The sequence below is a fragment of the Streptomyces sp. LE64 genome, assembly GCF_052606915.1.
Genome location: NZ_CP199708.1, coordinates 5687392 through 5704370, shown reverse-complemented (window position 1 = coordinate 5704370; position 16979 = coordinate 5687392). Strand labels below are relative to the sequence as shown.

General features: G+C 72.7%; 14 protein-coding genes. 3 read left to right on the top strand and 11 right to left on the bottom strand.

Annotated features, from left to right (window positions below):
* Window positions 1-102 precede the first annotated feature (102 nt).
* Window positions 103-2634, top strand: coding sequence for an ATP-dependent Clp protease ATP-binding subunit (locus tag ACSMX9_RS25475; RefSeq protein ID WP_445397320.1), 2532 nt, complete (start codon window positions 103-105; stop codon window positions 2632-2634).
* A gap of 268 nt (window positions 2635-2902) precedes the next feature.
* Here the strand turns inward: ACSMX9_RS25475 and ACSMX9_RS25470 are convergent, their stop codons facing one another.
* The 5 genes from ACSMX9_RS25470 to ACSMX9_RS25450 form a co-directional block, all read right to left on the bottom strand.
* A complete protein-coding gene (locus ACSMX9_RS25470; protein ID WP_445397318.1) occupies window positions 2903-3832 on the bottom strand; it encodes an amino acid ABC transporter permease in 930 nt (309 codons plus the stop codon).
* Window positions 3829-4473 (bottom strand): amino acid ABC transporter permease, encoded by a 645-nt coding sequence (locus ACSMX9_RS25465; RefSeq protein ID WP_351246830.1) that lies wholly within the window; start codon window positions 4471-4473, stop codon window positions 3829-3831. The genes ACSMX9_RS25470 and ACSMX9_RS25465 overlap by 4 nt, the downstream gene beginning before the upstream one ends.
* A gap of 10 nt (window positions 4474-4483) precedes the next feature.
* Entirely contained in the window at window positions 4484-5422 is a 939-nt protein-coding gene (locus ACSMX9_RS25460; RefSeq protein ID WP_445397316.1) for a glutamate ABC transporter substrate-binding protein, read from the bottom strand.
* 10 nt (window positions 5423-5432) lie between these two features.
* A complete protein-coding gene (locus ACSMX9_RS25455) occupies window positions 5433-6176 on the bottom strand; it encodes an amino acid ABC transporter ATP-binding protein (protein WP_445397314.1) in 744 nt (247 codons plus the stop codon).
* Window positions 6177-6321: 145 nt separating this feature from the next.
* A complete protein-coding gene (locus ACSMX9_RS25450; RefSeq protein ID WP_445397312.1) occupies window positions 6322-6762 on the bottom strand; it encodes a DUF6278 family protein in 441 nt (146 codons plus the stop codon).
* A gap of 251 nt (window positions 6763-7013) precedes the next feature.
* Between ACSMX9_RS25450 and ACSMX9_RS25445 the strand changes: the two genes are divergently transcribed.
* Window positions 7014-8777 carry a GDSL-type esterase/lipase family protein gene (locus ACSMX9_RS25445; protein WP_445403097.1) on the top strand — a complete coding sequence of 588 codons (1764 nt, stop codon included), beginning with the start codon at window positions 7014-7016 and terminating at the stop codon, window positions 8775-8777.
* Window positions 8778-8793: 16 nt separating this feature from the next.
* Here the strand turns inward: ACSMX9_RS25445 and ACSMX9_RS25440 are convergent, their stop codons facing one another.
* The 5 genes from ACSMX9_RS25440 to ACSMX9_RS25420 all read right to left on the bottom strand — a co-directional run bounded on the left by ACSMX9_RS25440 (window position 8794) and on the right by ACSMX9_RS25420 (window position 12850).
* A complete protein-coding gene (locus tag ACSMX9_RS25440) occupies window positions 8794-9573 on the bottom strand; it encodes an exodeoxyribonuclease III (RefSeq protein WP_445397310.1) in 780 nt (259 codons plus the stop codon).
* A 57-nt stretch (window positions 9574-9630) separates the two neighbouring features.
* Window positions 9631-10281, bottom strand: coding sequence for an MBL fold metallo-hydrolase (locus ACSMX9_RS25435; RefSeq protein WP_445397308.1), 651 nt, complete (start codon window positions 10279-10281; stop codon window positions 9631-9633).
* Between the two features lie 83 nt (window positions 10282-10364).
* Window positions 10365-11654 (bottom strand): bifunctional 3-oxoadipate enol-lactonase/4-carboxymuconolactone decarboxylase PcaDC, encoded by a 1290-nt coding sequence (gene pcaDC, locus ACSMX9_RS25430; RefSeq protein ID WP_445397306.1) that lies wholly within the window; start codon window positions 11652-11654, stop codon window positions 10365-10367.
* A gap of 177 nt (window positions 11655-11831) precedes the next feature.
* Window positions 11832-12182, bottom strand: coding sequence for a hypothetical protein (locus ACSMX9_RS25425; RefSeq protein WP_445397304.1), 351 nt, complete (start codon window positions 12180-12182; stop codon window positions 11832-11834).
* Complete coding sequence (locus tag ACSMX9_RS25420; RefSeq protein WP_445397302.1) at window positions 12179-12850, bottom strand: DUF6232 family protein; 672 nt, start codon at window positions 12848-12850, stop codon at window positions 12179-12181. Before ACSMX9_RS25420 ends, ACSMX9_RS25425 begins: the two co-directional genes overlap by 4 nt.
* A gap of 89 nt (window positions 12851-12939) precedes the next feature.
* On the opposite strand from ACSMX9_RS25420, the gene ACSMX9_RS25415 reads away from it, so the two are divergent.
* A complete protein-coding gene (locus ACSMX9_RS25415) occupies window positions 12940-13683 on the top strand; it encodes a L,D-transpeptidase (protein WP_445397300.1) in 744 nt (247 codons plus the stop codon).
* Between the two features lie 212 nt (window positions 13684-13895).
* On the opposite strand, the gene ACSMX9_RS25410 is transcribed toward ACSMX9_RS25415, so the two are convergent.
* On the bottom strand, window positions 13896-16847 hold the full coding sequence (locus ACSMX9_RS25410) for a SpaA isopeptide-forming pilin-related protein (RefSeq protein WP_445397298.1): 2952 nt from the start codon (window positions 16845-16847) through the stop codon (window positions 13896-13898).
* Window positions 16848-16979: the final 132 nt, after the last annotated feature.

Below are 16979 nucleotides of genomic sequence, written 5' to 3'. Positions count from 1 at the left end.
GTCGCGGGGCGGGGGCACGGCGCGTCACGGAGCCCGATTGCGGGGCGTGTCGGGGGGTGTTTGTGTGGGTGTGTTCCCCTACGGACGTCCTCGGAGCGTGCCATGTCGCTGTCCTCCTTCGGGTCGCTCGGCGGCCCGGACCCCTTCTCCGACCTCCTGAACCGCTTCTTCGGGATGTCCCCGGGCACCGCTCCCCCGGCCGTCCAGCGGGTGCCGATCGGGCGGCTGCTCAGCGACTCGGCGCGGGAGCTGCTGGCCACCGCTTCGGCACGGGCCGAGAAGGACGGCAGCCCGGACCTGGACACCCAGCACCTGCTGTGGGCCGCCACCCGGACGGAGCCCACCCGGTCCCTGATCGAGGCGGCGGGCGCCGATCCGGACGCCCTGGGGCGGGAGGTCTCCGAGGCGCTGCCCGGCGAGTCGGCCGCGGCCTCGGCCGAACCGGGCCTCACCCCGGCCGCCAAACGGGTGCTGATCAGCGCGCACACCCGCTCACAGGCCGCGGGCTCCTCGTACATCGGTCCCGAGCACGTCCTGGGGGCGCTGCTGGAGGACCGGGACTCCGGCGCCGCGCAGGCCCTCGCGCACCACGTGCCGGACGCCGGCAGGCTGCGCCGGGCCGCAGACGCCCCGGCCCGGCGCGGTCCCGCGCCGGAACCGGAGAGCGCCACCCCGACGCTGGACCAGTACGGGCGGGACCTGACCGCGCAGGCGCGGGCGGGTCGGCTGGACCCGGTGGTGGGTCGTGCCGAGGAGATCGAGCAGACGGTGGAGGTGCTCTCCCGGCGCACCAAGAACAACCCGGTGCTGATCGGTGACCCGGGGGTCGGGAAGACGGCGATCGTGGAGGGGCTGGCGCAGCGGATCGTCGCCGGAGAGGTCCCGGGCACCCTCAAGGACCGCCGGGTGGTGGCGCTGGACCTGTCGGGTCTGGTCGCCGGCTCCAAGTACCGGGGCGAGTTCGAGGAGCGGCTCAAGAACGTGATCGACGAGGTGCGGGCGGCCTCGGAGTCGACGGTGCTGTTCATCGACGAACTGCACACGGTGGTGGGGGCCGGCTCGGGCGGCGAGGGGGCGATGGACGCGGGGAACATCCTCAAGCCCGCCCTCGCCCGCGGGGAACTGCACGTGGTGGGGGCGACGACGATCGACGAGTACCGCAAGCACGTCGAGAAGGACGCGGCGTTGGAGCGCCGCTTCCAGCCGGTCACCGTGCCCGAGCCGACCGTGGCGGAGACCGTCGAGATCCTCCAGGGGCTGCGGGACACCTACGAGGCGCACCATCAGGTCCGGTTCACCGACGAGGCGCTGGTGGCCGCCGCCGAGCTCTCCGACCGCTACCTCACCGACCGGTTCCTGCCCGACAAGGCGATCGACCTGATGGACACGGCGGGCGCCCGGGTCCGGCTGCGGTCGCTGGGGCGTTCCACGGAGGTGGTGGAGCGGGAGGACCGGATGGCCCGACTGCAACGCGAGAAGGACCAGGCGATCGCGGCGGAGGACTTCGAGCGGGCCTCGGAGCTCAAGCGGCAGATCGCGACGGTCGAGGACGAGATCGCGGGGGTGGCGGAGCGCCGCGAGGGCGTCATGAGGGTCACCACCGACGACGTCGCGGACGTGCTGTCCCGGCAGACCGGCATCCCCGTCTCCCAGCTCACCGAGAGCGAGAAGGAGAAGCTGCTGAAGCTGGAGGACGCCCTGCACGCCCGGGTGGTGGGGCAGGACGAGGCGGTGGTGGCGGTCGCCGAGGCGGTGCGCCGCAACCGCGCGGGGATGGGCGACCCGGACCGGCCGGTGGGATCGTTCCTGTTCCTCGGTCCGACCGGGGTGGGCAAGACGGAGCTGGCGAAGGCGTTGGCGGAGCTGCTGTTCGGGGACGAGAACCGAATGACCCGCTTCGACATGAGCGAGTTCCAGGAACGGCACACGGTCTCCCGCCTGGTGGGTGCGCCGCCCGGCTACGTGGGCCACGAGGACGCCGGCCAGTTGACCGAGAAGGTGCGCCGTCAGCCGTACGCCGTGCTGCTCTTCGACGAGATCGAGAAGGCGCACCGGGACGTGTTCAACGCCCTGCTCCAGGTGCTGGACGACGGACGGCTGACGGACGCGCGGGGCCGGACGGTCGACTTCCGGCACACGGTCGTCATCATGACCAGCAACGTCGGCGCCCAGCGCATCCTGGCCCGGCGCGGGGAGGTGGACGACGGCAGCGGGGCGTTGAGCCAGCAGCTCAAGGACGAGTTGATGGACGACCTGCGGGACCGGTTCCTCCCGGAGTTCCTGAACCGGATCGACGAGATCATCGTGTTCCACGGCCTGGGCGAGGGCGACCTGACGCGCATCCTGGACCTGTTGCTGGACCGCAGCGAGCGCCGGGTGCGGGCCCAGGGGCTGCACCTGGAGGTGACGGACGCGGCGAAGCGGCTGCTGGTGGCGCACGGGACGAAGCCGGAGTTCGGCGCCCGCCCGCTGCGCCGGACGATCCAGACCGAGTTGGACAACCGGCTGGCCGCGCTGCTGCTGAGCGGGGAGGCCGACCCCGGGGACACGGTGGTGGCCGACGTACGGGACGACTCCTTGGTCTGCACGGTGCGCAAGCCGCCCGGGGAGGCGGAGGGGTCTGCGGAGTACTGAGGGGCGGGTGCGCCGGGCACCCGAACGGCCCCCCGGCGCGGGTCGCGCGCCGGGGGGCCGTTCGGCCTCGGCAGCCGGTCGACGGGGCCGTGGCGGCCGGGCGTCGCAACGCCCCGGCCCCCGACCCGGCCGACCCGCTCGGAGCGGCCCGACGGCGCACGGCTGACCTTCTTCCGACCGGGGACGGCACGCGGCGCGTGTCGTACCCCGGACGGACAGTGATCTCCGGCCGTCACCGGTCGGGCGTGGCCCGGTTGTGCCGCTGCCCCTACAGCCTCGGGGCTGCGGGCGGACCTCCGCCCGGCAGCAGCGTCCCTGGTTCGGCCGGTGCGACGTCGACGGCCTCCGTCCTGGGATTGCGGCGCTGGCGGCGGGCCACCCAGTGGGCGAACCACGACAGCAACATGCACATCCCGATGTAGATCGGTGAGATCACCATCACGACGGGGATGAAAGGCAGATCGTAGTCGAGGTTCGACGCGATCAGCTTCCCGGCGTGGAGGAACTCCTCATAGGTGATCAGATAGCCCAACGAGGTGTCCTTGAGGGCCACCACCAACTGGCTGATGATCGCGGGCAGCATGGCCCGCGCGGCCTGGGGCACCAGGACGTACGACATCACCTGGGTCTTGCGCATGCCGAGCGCGAACGCGGCCTCGCCCTGGCCGCGTTCCACCGCGTTGATCCCGGAGCGGAAGACCTCGGCGAGGACGCTGCCGTTGTACAGGGTGAGTCCGGCGACCAGGGCGGGGAACGGTTGCACCTTCAGCGCCACGAAGATGAAGAAGATCATCACCAGCACCGGCATCGCCCGGAAGAACTCCACCACCAGGGTGGCGGCCCAGCGCACCGGGGCGTGGTCGGAGAGCCGGCCGGTGGCGAGGAGCGCGCCGAGCGCCAGGGAGAGCACCGCCGCCATGGCGAACGCCCTGAGGGTGTTGCCGAGCCCCCTCAGCAGGAGTTCCTGGATGCCCTTGTACTCGAAGGGCGCCCACTTGGTGGCGGTGAACTGCCCGGTGTCGAAGAGCAGGTAGAGCAACCAGCCCAGCAGGGCGAGCAGCACCGCGCTGGCGATCAGGCCGTAGGTGCGGTGGCGGCGCCGGGCCCTGGGCCCGGGGACGTCGTAGAGCGCCGTCGACTCGGGGGCGGGTCCCGCGGTCGGGGAGGTCGTGGCGGTCGTGGTCTGCGCGGCGTTCAACGGGCCACCCCCCAGCGCTGTTCCATCAGGTGGAACAGGGCACTGATCGTGAGCGTGATGATGAGGTAGCCGACGGCGATCCAGACGAAGGTCCAGATGATGTTGTAGCCGAGCTCGCTGAGCGTCTTGTAGGTGCCGAGCAGTTCGGTGACGCTGAAGGCGCCGGCGATGGCGGAGTTCTTGGCGAGGGCGATCAGGGTGGAGCCGACCGGGGGGATGACCGAGCGGAACGCCTGGGGCAGCACCACCAGGGTGAGGGTCTGCCCGAAGGTCATGCCGAGGCTGCGGGCGGCTTCGCCCTGGCCCTTGGGGACGGTGTTGATGCCGGAGCGCAGCGCCTCGCAGATGAACGCGGAGGTGTAGCAGCCGAGGGCGAGGACGGCGAACACCTCGAAGGGCAGGACCAGTCCGAACCGGGGCAGTCCCAGGAGCACCGCGAAGAACAGCAGGGTCAGCGGGGTGTTGCGGAGCACCGTCACCCAGGCGGTGCCGAAGGCCCGCAGGGAGCCGATGGGCGCCACCCGGAAGGACGCCATGACGAAGCCGAGCACCAGGGCGAGCAGGGACGCGTAGACGGTGAGTTCGACGGTGCCGAGGAAGCCCTCGGCATAGGTGTCGAAGTTGTCGATCAGTACGTTCACGGGGCCTCGTTCAGCTCGCCGGGTAGCGGTCGATGGCGGGCGGCTCCGGGGCGGGGACGCCGGACAGGCCGAGGGTCGCCTGGTACGCCGCCTTCCAGTCGCCGTCCTCCTCGCGGGCGGCGAGCGCGTCGTCAAGGGCGAAGCGCAGCGCGTTGTCGCCGCGGGGGACGCCGATGCCGTACGGCTCCCGGGAGAAGGGCTTGCCGACCACCTTCAGCTCCTCGGGGACCTTGGCCGCGTATCCGATGAGGATGGCGTCGTCGGTGGTGACGGCGTCGACCTGGTACGTCAGGAGGTTGTCCACGCACACCGAGTAGGTGTCGTAGGCGACGAGCGTGGCCTTCGGGTAGTCCTTCTGGATGCGCTGGTAGGGGGTGGAGCCGGCGGCGGAGCAGACCCGTTTGCCGGCGAGGTCCTGGGGGCCGTGGATGTCGTTCTCGTCGGTGCGGACGAGGAGTCCCTGGCCGGCGAGGTAGTAGGGGCCGGCGAAGCCGACGAGCTTCTTCCGGTTGTCGTTGATGGTGTAGGTGCCGACGTAGTAGTCGATCTGGCCGTTCTGGAGGGCGGTCTCGCGGTTGGCGGAGGCGATGGTGCGGAAGCGGATCGTCGCGGGGTCCAGGCCCAGGGAGGCGGACATCATGCGGGCGATCTCGATGTCGAAGCCGGCGTAGGCGCCGGTCGCCGGGTCCTTCTCACCGAGGTAGGGCTGGTCCTCCTTGGCCCCCACGGTGAAGTGGCCGCGGCGCTTGGCGCGTTCCCAGGTGGGCGAGTCGGGGAGGCGGAAGTCCGTGGCGACCGCGTAGTGCGGTAGCGCGCCGGGGGCGGGCCCCTTCACCGGCGGGCTGCCCTCCTTTCCGCAGGCGGAACCGAGGAGGGCGAGCGCGGCCAGCAGGAGGGCGGCGGCCTTGCGGAGGGCGGGGCGGGGAGGCCCGGGCGGGGTGCGGCGCATCGGTCCCCCTTCAGTGCTTGAGGATCTTGGAGAGGAAGTCCTTGGCCCGTTCGCTCTCCGGGTGGGTGAAGAACTCCTCGGGGGTGCGGTCCTCGACGACGCGGCCGTCGGCCATGAAGACGACCCGGTTGGCCGCGGAGCGGGCGAAGCCCATCTCGTGGGTGACGACGACCATCGTCATGCCGTCGTGCGCGAGTTGGCGCATGACCTCCAGCACCTCGTTGATCATCTCCGGATCGAGGGCCGAGGTCGGCTCGTCGAACAGCAGGGCCTTGGGATCCATGGCGAGGGCGCGGGCGATGGCGACGCGCTGTTGTTGTCCGCCGGAGAGTTGGGCGGGGAACTTGTCGGCCTGGTCGGCGAGGCCGACCCGGTCGAGGAGTTCCCGGGAGCGGGCCGCGGCCCGGCCCTTCTCCCGGCGACGGACCTTGATCTGGGCGAGGGAGACGTTCTGGAGGACGGTCTTGTGGGCGAACAGGTTGAACGACTGGAAGACCATGCCGACTTCGGCCCGCAGCCGGGCCAGGGCCTTGCCCTCCTCGGGCAGCGGCTGGCCGTCCAGGAAGATCGTCCCGGACTGGATGGTCTCCAGGCGGTTGACGGTCCTGCACAGGGTGGACTTGCCGGAACCCGACGGGCCGATGACGACGACCACCTCCCCCTTGCCGACGGTGAGGTTGACGTCCTGGAGGACGTGCAAGGTCCCGTAGTACTTGTTCACATCACGCAGTTCGATCAAGGGATCGACGGCCATGCCCTGCCCTGCCCACTGTCGGCGTCTCGGTTCGCGCAAACTATCCACGACAATATGGGACTTAACAGACGACACGCACGGTGAGGGATTAACCGTATTTGCGGCCGGCCCGGCGACGCACCAGGGGCGGGCCCGCATCGCCGCCTCACCCTTCCGCGGCCTCCGCGTACACCTGGGAGAGTCCGGGCGCCCCGCTCGCGGCCCACTCGGTCCCCACGGCCACCACGCCGATCTCCCGGCCGGAGGCGAGCCGCACCCGTGGCGCCCCGTCCGGGCCCACGCGCCAGGACGCCCCGGGCACGGTCCGCACGATGACCGTGCCGAGGTAGAGGCCGGCGTCGCTGCCGAGCCCGGGCAGCGTTTCGGGGTCGTCGCGCCAGCGGGGCGGGAGTTGGTCGAGCCCGCCCAGGGAGGCGGCCGAACCGTCCAGTTCCAGGCCGGCACCGGCCGCCCGGTCCCGCAACAGGTCGCACTCCCCGAACAGTTCGATCACCCCTTCGGGGTCGTCCTCGAACGCGGTCGCGACAGCGGACTCCGATCGGTCGGGGGAACGTCCGCGCCAGGCGCGCAGGAAGGGAATCCTCATGCCCGCAGCCTGTCACCGGTGGGAGCCGCCGCACCCCAGGCGCGCCAGCCCGCCCGGGCCGTGCGCACCGGGTGATGGCGCGTCGCACGTTGACGGGCCGGGACGGGCTGCTTAGCGTCTGCGGAACCACGTGCAACATCCATCTCGCCAGCCCCACCGTCCTCCAGGGAGTGACCATGCCGCGGACGACGGGCGCCCTCCGGCGCCTCGCCGCCCGGGCCGGGGCGGGGCTGCTCGCCCTCGCCGCGGCGATGACCCCCGCGACGGCCGGTACGGTGCCTCCGCGGGCCGGCGCCGCACCCCTGCCCGGGGCGCCGGGCACGCCCGCGGACGGCACCCCGCTCCCCCTCGCCCGACACTTCGACAACCGGGGCGTCAGCGAGGACGCGCACCCCCAGTACGCCGACTTCGACGGCTCCGGCGCCTCGCTCTCCGCCGGCGCCCTCGCCGCGGCCGGCTGGACGCCCGGCCGGACCGTCGCCCTCGACGGGGCCGAGCTCACCTGGCCGCGCCCCACCCCGAGCGGTGACGACAACGTCCGGGCGAACGGACAGTCCGTGCGGGTCGAGGGTCGCGGTGAAGCCCTCGTGCTGCTCGTCGCGGGCACCCGCGGTGACGCCACCGGGACCGGCACCGTGCACTACCGCGACGGCGGGCACGCCGCGTTCACGTTGACGGCGCCCGACTGGCGACGGGGCCCGCTCGGCGCCAAGGCGGTGGCCCTGCCCCACCTCAACAAGCCCTCGGGACGGGTCGCCGAGCGGGCCCTGCTGTACGCGGTCAGCGTGCCGCTGCGCACCGGACGACCGGTCTCCTCGGTGACCCTCCCCCGCGATCCGGCCGGCGCCGACCTGCACGTCTTCGCGCTGTCGGTACGGCCCGCCGCCACCGGCTGGACCGGCACCTGGTCCGCCGCGCCCGGCACCTACGCCCGGGTGGGTCCGTGGACCGACCGCACCCTACGGCTGGTGACCCGGACCACCGCCGGCGGCCCCCGGGTGCGGCTGCGGTTCGAGAACGCCTTCGCCCGGGAACCGGTGCGGATCGGGGCCGCCTCGGTGGCACGGCGGCGGGCCGGCGCACAGGCCCTGGGCCGCCCGGTGCCGGTCACCTTCGGCGGGCGCGCCGGGACCGAGGTGCCGGCCGGGGCCCGGGCCGTCAGCGACCCGGTCGACCTCGCCGTGCCGGCCGGGGACGACCTCCTGGTCAGCTTCCACCTGCCCGGCACCGTGCGTGCGCTCCCGCTGCACCGGGAGGCGGCCCACACCTCCTACCTCGGCGGGCCCGGGGACCGGACCCGGGAGACCGGCGGCGGCGCCTACCCGACGACCCTGCGGTCCTGGCCGCTGTTGACCGGCGTCGACGTGGCCGGGGGCGAGGGCTCGTTGGTCGTGGTCGGCGACTCGATCACGGACGCGTCCTCCCGGACCCGGGACACCGACCGCCGATGGACCGACCTGTTGGCCGCCCGGCTGCACCGACAGCACCGCACGCCCCGGTACGGGGTGCTCAACCAGGCGATCTCCGCCAACCGGATCCTCACCGACCGGTACCCCGGGGACGGGGAGTCGGCGGAGTCCTCCGGCGTCAGCGTGCTCAACCGCCTTGACCGGGACGTGCTCGCCCAGACCTCGCCCCGTGTCCTCCTGGTCTTCCAGGGCGTCAACGACCTGCGGTGGGGGGCCACGGCCGAGGAGGTCCTCGACGGCCTGCGGCGGGTGACCGAACGGGCCCGGGCGCACGGGCTGCGCACGGTGGTCGCCACACTGGCGCCGTGCGGCGGGGAGAAGCGGTGCACGCCCGAGGTCGACGCCCGGCGGCAGACCGTCAACGCGGCGCTGCGCGCCCGGCCCGGGCACGTCGACGCGGTGCTCGACGCCGACCGGGTGCTCCGGGACCCGGAGCGGCCCGAGCGGCTGCTGCCCCGCTACGACAGCGGCGACCACCTGCACCCGGGCGACGCGGGGCTGGTGGCCCTCACCGACGCCGTGGACCTGCGGACCCTCGGATCCTGAGCCCGTGCCCGCGGGCTCAGACGTCCAGGTCCACGACGACCGGGGCGTGGTCGGAGGCGCCCTTGCCCTTGCGCTCCTCCCGGTCCACATAGGCGTCGGAGACGGCCTTGGCGAAGGGCTCGTTCCCGTAGACCAGGTCGATGCGCATGCCCCGGTTCTTCGGGAAGGCGAGCTGCCGGTAGTCCCAGTAGGTGTAGGGGTGGTCGTACTTGAGGGGGCGCGGCACCACGTCGGAGAGTCCCGTGCCGCGCAGGGCGGCCAGCGCGGCGCGCTCCGCGGGGGTGACGTGGGTGGCTCCGTCGAAGGCCGCGACGTCCCACACGTCCTCGTCGGTCGGGGCGACGTTGTAGTCGCCGAGCACGGCGAACGGACGGCTGCCCGCGGCGTCCCCCGCGACGGCCGCCTTCAGCGCCTCGAACCACTGGATCTTGTACGCGTAGTGCGCGTGGTCGACCTCCCGGCCGTTGGGCACGTACACCGACCAGACCCGGACCGGTCCGCAGGTCGCCGCGATCGCCCGGGGCTCCTGGACCCCCTCGTACCCCGGATCGCCCGGCAGGCCCTTGACCACGTCCGCCAGCCCGACGCGGGAGATCACCGCGACCCCGTTCCACCGGCCGGTGGCGTGCACCGCGGCCTCGTACCCCAGCTCCCGCAACTGCTCGGCGGGGAACTGGGCCTCGGTGGTCTTGGCCTCCTGGAGGCACAGCACGTCCGTGCCGGTGCTCTCCAGCCAGGCCAGCAGCCGGGGGGTCCGTGCGGTGATCGAGTTCACGTTCCAGGTGGCGATGCGCATGCCGTCCAACCTACCGGGCGGCTCTGACAGCGCCCGCCCCCTCGACCCGGGGCACGGCTACCGCGCGATCGTCTCGCCCGGGGCGAGGCGCAGGTGCTCGGTGCCGCCGAGGGCGCCGATCTGGCGGTCGTAGATGGGGCGCGCCCGTTCGGTGAGCAAGGCGTCGTGGATGTCGTACGCGCGCCGCGGGGCCACCTCCCGCACGTAGTCGATGACCTCGGAGATCTTGTTCCAGGGGGCCTGCACCGGCAGCAGCAGCGTGTCCACCGGCCGGTTCGGGACGGTCAGGGCGTCCCCGGGGTGGAACAGCGCTCCCCCGCCGCTCCCGGCGCCCTCGACGAGGAACCCGACGTTGGTGACCCGGGGGATGTCCGGGTGGATGACCGCGTGCCACTCGCCGTGCACCTCGACGTCGAACCCGGCCGCCGTGAAGGCGTCGCCGTGGCCCACCGTACGGATGCGGCCCGGGTGGGCGGCGGCCAACCGCTCGGCCACCGAGCGGAGCGTCCACACGGTGGCCGCCGGGTTCGCGTCCAGGGCGGCGCGGAGGTGCTCCTCGCTGAAGTGGTCGGGGTGCTCGTGGGTGACCAGGATCGCGGTGGCCCCGGCCACGGCGTCCGCCTCGGTGAACCCGCCCGGGTCGATGACCAGGACCTGGCCGTCCCGCTCCAGGCGGACGCAGGAATGGGTCTGCTTGGTCAGTCGCATGGTCCGTCCTGGTGGTCGGTGCGCGTCGTGGGCGGCGGTGCGTGCGCCGGTGGCGCCGGGCACCGCCCGGCACCACCGCGGCGTCACTGGGGGGTGGTCTCCTCCTGGATGATCCGCTGGGCCACCCGGAAGGCCCGGTTGGCCGCGGGGACCCCGCAGTAGACCGCGGTCTGGAGGAGCACCTCCTTGATCTCCCGCGGGGTGAGCCCGTTGCGGAGCGCGGCCCGGGTGTGGGTGGCGATCTCCTCGGTGTGCCCCCCGGCCACCAGTGCGGTGAGCGCGATGGTGCTGCGCATCCGGCGGTCCAAGCCCGGCCGGTCCCACACCTCGCCCCAGGAGTAGCGGGTGACGAACCGCTGGAAGTCCTCGGCGAACTCGTCGGCATCGGCGAGCACCCGGTCCACGTGGGCGTCCCCCAGCACTTCGCGGCGGACCTTGAGGCCGACGTCGTAGCGGTCCCCGGGGCGGAAGCCGCCGGACTGCTGTGCGGCCGGTGCTATGGCGGCGACCGGGGCGGTGGCCGGCGGGGGGATCACGGCCGGGGCGGCGCCCGGCGGGACCAGCCGGTGCTGGCCGGTGGAGTCGACGGAGCCGCCCCACGGCGTGGCGAAGTGCCGCACGAGCAGGTCGGTGACGGCTGCGGGCTGTTCCACGGGCGCCAGGTGCGAGGCGCCGGGGACGACCGCGAGTCGGGCGTCCGGGATCCCCGCGACCAGGGTGCGGGCCTCGGCCGGCCCGGTGACCTTGTCCTCGGAGCCGACCAGGACCAGGGTGGGCACCCCGATCCGGCCGAGCGCACCGCGCACGTCGAAGTTGGCGAGCGCCTCGCAGGCGGCGATGTAGCAACCGGGGTCGGTGGTGCGGACCATCTGCACGGCCCACTCGGTGATGGCCGGCTGGGCGGCGGCGAAGCCGGGGGTGAACCAGCGTTCGGGGGAGGACCGGGCGATCGGGTCTAGCCCGTTGGTGCGCACGACCACCCCGCGTTGGCGGAACTCGTCCGCGGTGCCGAACCTGGGGGACGAGGCGATCAGGGCCAGCGAGGCCACCCGGTGGGGGTGGCGCAGGGCGAGGTCGATCCCTATGGCGCCGGCGTACGCGCAGCCCGCGTAGCCGAAGCGCTGCACCCCCAGGTGGTCCAGCAGGGCCAGCAGCCGGTCGGACAGTTCGCCGACCGAGGGGGCGGGTCTGGCGGGGGCGCCGCCGTGTCCGGGCAGGTCGAACCGGAGCACCCGGAGCTGGCCGGAGAGTTCCGGCACCTGCCGGTCCCACATGTGCCAGGTGGTGCCCAGGGACGGCCCCAGCACCAGGACCGGTGCGTCCTCCGGACCGTCGACGCGGTATTGCAGGGTGTTCGGCGGTGTCTCGCTCACCCGTCAGACCCTCTCATCTCTCACGGGATCCCGCATGGCCGGTCCCAACCTAACGGCTCGCGCCCCTCACCACGACGGTTCCGGCACCGCCGAACCCTCCGGGGGCGGGCACGCGTCCGTGGTGCCGCGTCCGGAGGGCCCGGGGCGACGGCCCCGGGCCATCCGGACGCGGTGGGCTCAGCCGCCCAGGAGCCCGATGATCTGCTGCACCAGCTCCACCACCGGCTGGCCGAGCGCCCCCGCCGTGGCCGCGACCCCCGTGATGGCCATCAGGGCGCGGTGCCGTTCCTCGGGCTGCACCTCGGGGCCCCCGGTCAGCACCGGAACGGACTCGTCGATCGACCGGGCCGACAGCGGGGGCACGTTGGTGCGCAACTCGCGCAGGAGCACCAGCAGTTCCTGGACGGCCTCCTCCAGCGCGGGCGAGGACGCCCGGGCCGGACCGGCGTACTGGTGGACGATGCCCTGGTTGCCCACCCCTCCGTGCATGTTCACGTTGTCGCCGAAGTAGTAGTTGCCGCCGCTCACGAGTTCGCCATCCCCACGTTGCCGTTGCCGCCGTACATGTTCACGTTGTCGCCGAAGTAGTAGTTGCTGGGGCTGTTGATCACCAGCGTCTCCACCCGCGCCCGGAACTCCTCCGAGGGGTTCTCGATGGCGTGGGAGATGTCCAGCACCAGCTGCCGCAGTTGCGCGTGGTCCCGGCCGGCGATCACGGCGGTGGACGGTCCGGAGGTCTCGATCCCCAGCACGAAGTGGGTGGGCGAGGACAACACCATGATCATGTCGACCAGGGCGTAGACCAGGACGCCCAGGGCGACGGCCCACGCCAGCGACACGAAGGTTCCGCCGCCCCCGTCCCGTCCCAGGATCTCGATCAGCATGCCGAGCAGGCTGAGCACCGTGGTCACCGCGAGCGTGAGGCCGACCCGCCGGACGAACCGGACCACCGCTTCCTTGCGCCGCGGGTGGAGGGTGTACGTGTAGACGCGGGCGATGTTGTGGAGCGGGTAGACCGCGCCACCGACCCAGAGCAGGCGCTGGCTGACCCTCAGGTCGAGCGAGCCGGTCAGACCGGTGGGCAGGCTGCCCGTGCCCCCGGTCGGATCGGGCGGCGGAGCGGCGGGAGCGGGCGGGACGTGCCAGGGCCGTGGTGGCGGCTCCGGTGGCTGGGCGGGCGGTTCTACCGGTTGCATCGTTCCCCCTGTTTGGTGCGGCACCGTCGTCGAGAGTGAGCAACATTAACCACCCGATCCGGCCCCCGCGCAAAGGGAGTTTCCGGGAAGTGACGGAGGGTCAACCCGGCTTGCTGGCCCTGGTGTTGCGCTCGGGACGCCGAAACACGGGAGGGGCGGGCGACCCGGCCGTGGAAGACGCCGGGGTTCCGGCGGAGCCGGGTGCGCCGGCCGGCGCGCGGGGGCTCGCCGGGGCGCGCGCCCCGGGCGCGGAGTGCGATCTGCGCACCGGCCCGTACCAGGAGGCGGCGGAGGACCATCTGTCCCTGCCCGAGGACGGGGTCCAGTCGGCGGACGACTGCGAGGCGATACGGCAACTCCAGGTGCGCAACGAGTTGACGGCCGCGGACGGTTACGCGGGGGTGGAGACCTGGCGGATCATCCAGTTCGAACGGGCGGCGGCGCAGCCGTCGAGCCTGGTGGGGTGTGGCCAGGAGACGGGGGTGGTGGTGTGCGTGGACCTGACGCGCCAGGTGTTGTGGGTCCGTGACGGGACCCGGGTGCTGTTCGGGCCGGTACCGGTGCGCTCGGGCATGCCGGGGTACGCCACCCGCACCGGTCGGTTCGCGATCTACCAACGGGTCGAGGAGCAGTGGTCGGACCTCTACGACGGGCCGATGCCGTTCAGCCAGTTCTTCAGCGGCGGGCAGGCCTTGCACGGGAGCTACCGCGAGATCTGGGAGGAGCCGGGCTCCCACGGCTGTGTGAACCTCCGCTACCGGGACGCCGAACGGTTGTGGCGCGCGCTGCGGGTCGGGGACACGGTACGGCTGTGGGGCGAACGGGACGGTTGAGGCGCGCCCGTCACGGTCTCCTCCTGCTCTTGTCCGGTGACCTCGTCGTGGGTGGTGCACTGCCAGTCGGTGCTGCGGGCCGGGCAGTTGTTGCCCGGGACCTCGGAGACGACCGTGTTGTCCAGTTGCAGATCACCGAACGGACGGTCGTGGACCGGGGGCGGACGTGGAGACCGCACGTCCGCCCCCGGGATCCTGTCACCGGATGCCGGTCAGGGGCTGCTCACCTTGGGGGATTCCCCTCTCTTGTTGGACAACGAGACCGAGACCGTCTCGTCGGCCTCGGTGATCTCGTAGGGGCCGCTGATCGGGTTGGAGGGCAGGACGTAGCCCTCCGGCACGGCCGTCTCCCGCAGGTAGTACGAACCCGCTGGGAGGTCACCGAAGTCACAGGTGCCCGCTCCGTCGGTGGAGCAACCGCTGTTGACCTCGGTGTCCGGGTTACCGCCGCCGGTCTGGAGGCCGGCGACGCCGTTGGTCTCCCGCCACAGTTCGAACACCGCGCCCGCCAGGGTTTCGCCCGTCTTCTTGTCGGTCTTGGTGAGCCGGATCGTCCCGCGGACCGGTGTCTCGGTGTTGTCGGCGACCACGGTCACCCCCTCGTCCGCGTTGGCCGCGGTGAGGATGAGCGGCCCGAACACCGGGTCGGCGGGAAGGTCGTAGCCCTCCGGCGCCCGGGTCTCCTGCCAGTAGTAGGTCCCCAACGGCACGGTGCGGGTGCAGGTGCCGTTCGCGGGCGTGGTGCAGGAGGCCCCGACCCGACTGTCGGAGTCGGCGCCGGTGGTCTGGAGACCGGGAACGCCGTTGGTCTCCTCCCAGAGTCGGAAGACCGCCCCGGGCAGAGCGGCGCCGGTGACGGAGTCCTCCTTGACCACGGTCACCTCACCGCGGGTCGGCGGCACGGGCGTCCGGGTGTTCCCGGCCGTGACCGTGACGCCCTCCTCGGCGTTGGCCTGGGTCAGCGGCAGCGGCCCGACCGGGTCGGCCGGCAGGTCGTAGCCCTCCGGCGCCGCGGTCTCCCGCCAGTAGTACGTCCCCGTCTCCACCGTGCGCGAGCACTCGCCGTCGGCTCCGGTGGTGCAGGAGCCGTTCACCCGGGTGTCGGGATCGGCGCCGCTGGTCTGGAGACCCACCACTCCGTTGGTCTCCTCCCAGAGTTCGAAGACCGCGCCGGCGAGCGGGGTCCCGGTCTCCTCGTCCTGCTTCACCACCGCGACCTCGCCGGTGACCGGGGTCGGCGGGACCGCCGTGTCCCGGGCGGTGACGGTGACTCCCTGCGCGGCGTTGGCGGCGGTGAGCACGAGCGGCCCGAACACCGGCTCGGCCGGCAGGTCGTAGCCCTCCGGCGCCGCGGTCTCCCGCCAGTAGTACGTCCCCGTCTCCACCGTGCGCGAGCACTCGCCCCGGGTGTCGGTCAGGCACGGGGTGCCCACCCTGGTGTCCGGGTCGGCGCCGGTGGTCTGGAGGCCGGCGACGCCGTTGGTCTCCTCCCACAGTTGGAACAGCGCGCCCGCCAGCCGGGTGCCCGTCTCCTCGTCCACCTTGACCACCGTGACGTCACCGGTGACCGGAGTCGGCGGGACCGCCGTGTCGTCGGCGGTGACGGTGACTCCCTGCGCGGCGTTGGCGGCGGTGAGCACGAGCGGCCCGAACACCGGCTCGGCCGGGAGCTGGTACCCGTCGGGGGCCTCGGTCTCGCGCCAGTAGTAGGTGCCGAGTTCCACGACCGTCGAGCAGGTTCCGTCGGTGCCGGTGGTGCAGGGCAGACCGACCTGGGTGTCGGGATCGCCGCCGCCGGTCTGGAGGCCGGCGACGCCGTTGGTCTCCTGCCACAGTTCGAACACGGCACCGGGGAGGGCCGCTCCGGTCTCGTCGTCCTCCTTCACCACGGTGACGGCGCCGGTCACCGGGGGGACCACGCCGGTGTTGTTGGTGAAGGTGACGGGGGCCGCGCGGTACGAGCCGCCGTTGGAGTCGTTGAGGATGGCGCCGCCGCCGGCGAAGAAGCCCCCGACCTCGACGGCCTCGATCAGACCGCGGTCGTACTCCTGGAGGTAGGGCCAGGCCAGCAGGGCGTCCTTGAGCGTCTGGGTGACGGGTACGTAGGCCACCGGACGCTCGACACCGTCCTGGGTGGTCGACTGCAACCGGTATCCGGCCGCCCACTCCTCGGGGCTGATGTACTCGTAGGCGGTCAGCTGCCATCCGGCCAGCGGATCGGTGTTGTACGCGGTGCCGTCCGAACCGGTCCGGGACGCGTAGATCGCCGTGCAGCACACGCCGCCCACCCCGCCGACCGAGCCGCCGAGGTTCTTGTTGGTGAACAGGATCGTCCGGTCGGCGACCGATCCGGCCGTTCCCGGGGCCAACTCCTTGACGGCGGTGACGGAGAAGTGCTTGGTGATCGTGGTGACCTTGCGGACCGCGCCGGCGTCCACCGTGACGGGTAGGATACGCCCGCCCAGGTAGCCGCCACTGCCGCCCGAGAAGTAGGCCCGGTCACCGGAGGGCGTGACGTACAGGCCCGAGTCGTCGAAGTGCGACCCCGCCGGGAAGCCGCCGTCCACCCAGTACCCCAGCGACCAGTCCGGCCCCAGGCCGAACTGGGTGAGGTCGCGGTAGCCGACGAGGTTCCCGCTGGCGTCGAACTCCCGCTCGTACTGCACCACGTAGTAGGTGTGCGCGGTGTCCACGACGACATCGGTGCACGAGCCCCCGTGGACCTCGTACAGCTGGCCGCCGTACAGCTCGGGGCTGGACGGGTCCAACAGGCCGTCGGCGGTGTCCAGGTTCGCGGCCACCTGCCGTTGCGTCGGGACTCCGGCGATGCCGTCGTACACCTCGTCGGCGAACTCGCCCGGGGTGACCCCCGCGTCGTAGACCGCCATGTACGTGGTGTGGCCGGGCGGCAACGGCTGCTCGGTGCTCGTCTGCCCGGTCGAGAAGGGCCCGCCGTCCACGCTCCGGTCCGCGCACAGGCGCAGCGTACCGGTGGCGCGCGGTGCGGCCTCGGCGGGCACGGTCAGGCCCATGAGCGGCAGCACTGCCGCGCACGCCGTCACCAGGCCGGCCCACAGCGCACTGCGGCGTCTTCGACTCGATCCGCGGGGACTCGTGGCCCCGCTCTCCTCGTACGCGGCACCACGGCCGCTCATCGTTCGCATAGACCGCATCACACCTCCGCCCCCGGGCGTCCGGCAGGAACACACCGGCCGGGGCAGTGAACTTCACTCACCTACCCGACAGGGCACCTCCCGGGGCATTCGGGGGTCGACTCGCTGGGCGCGCCGACCGGA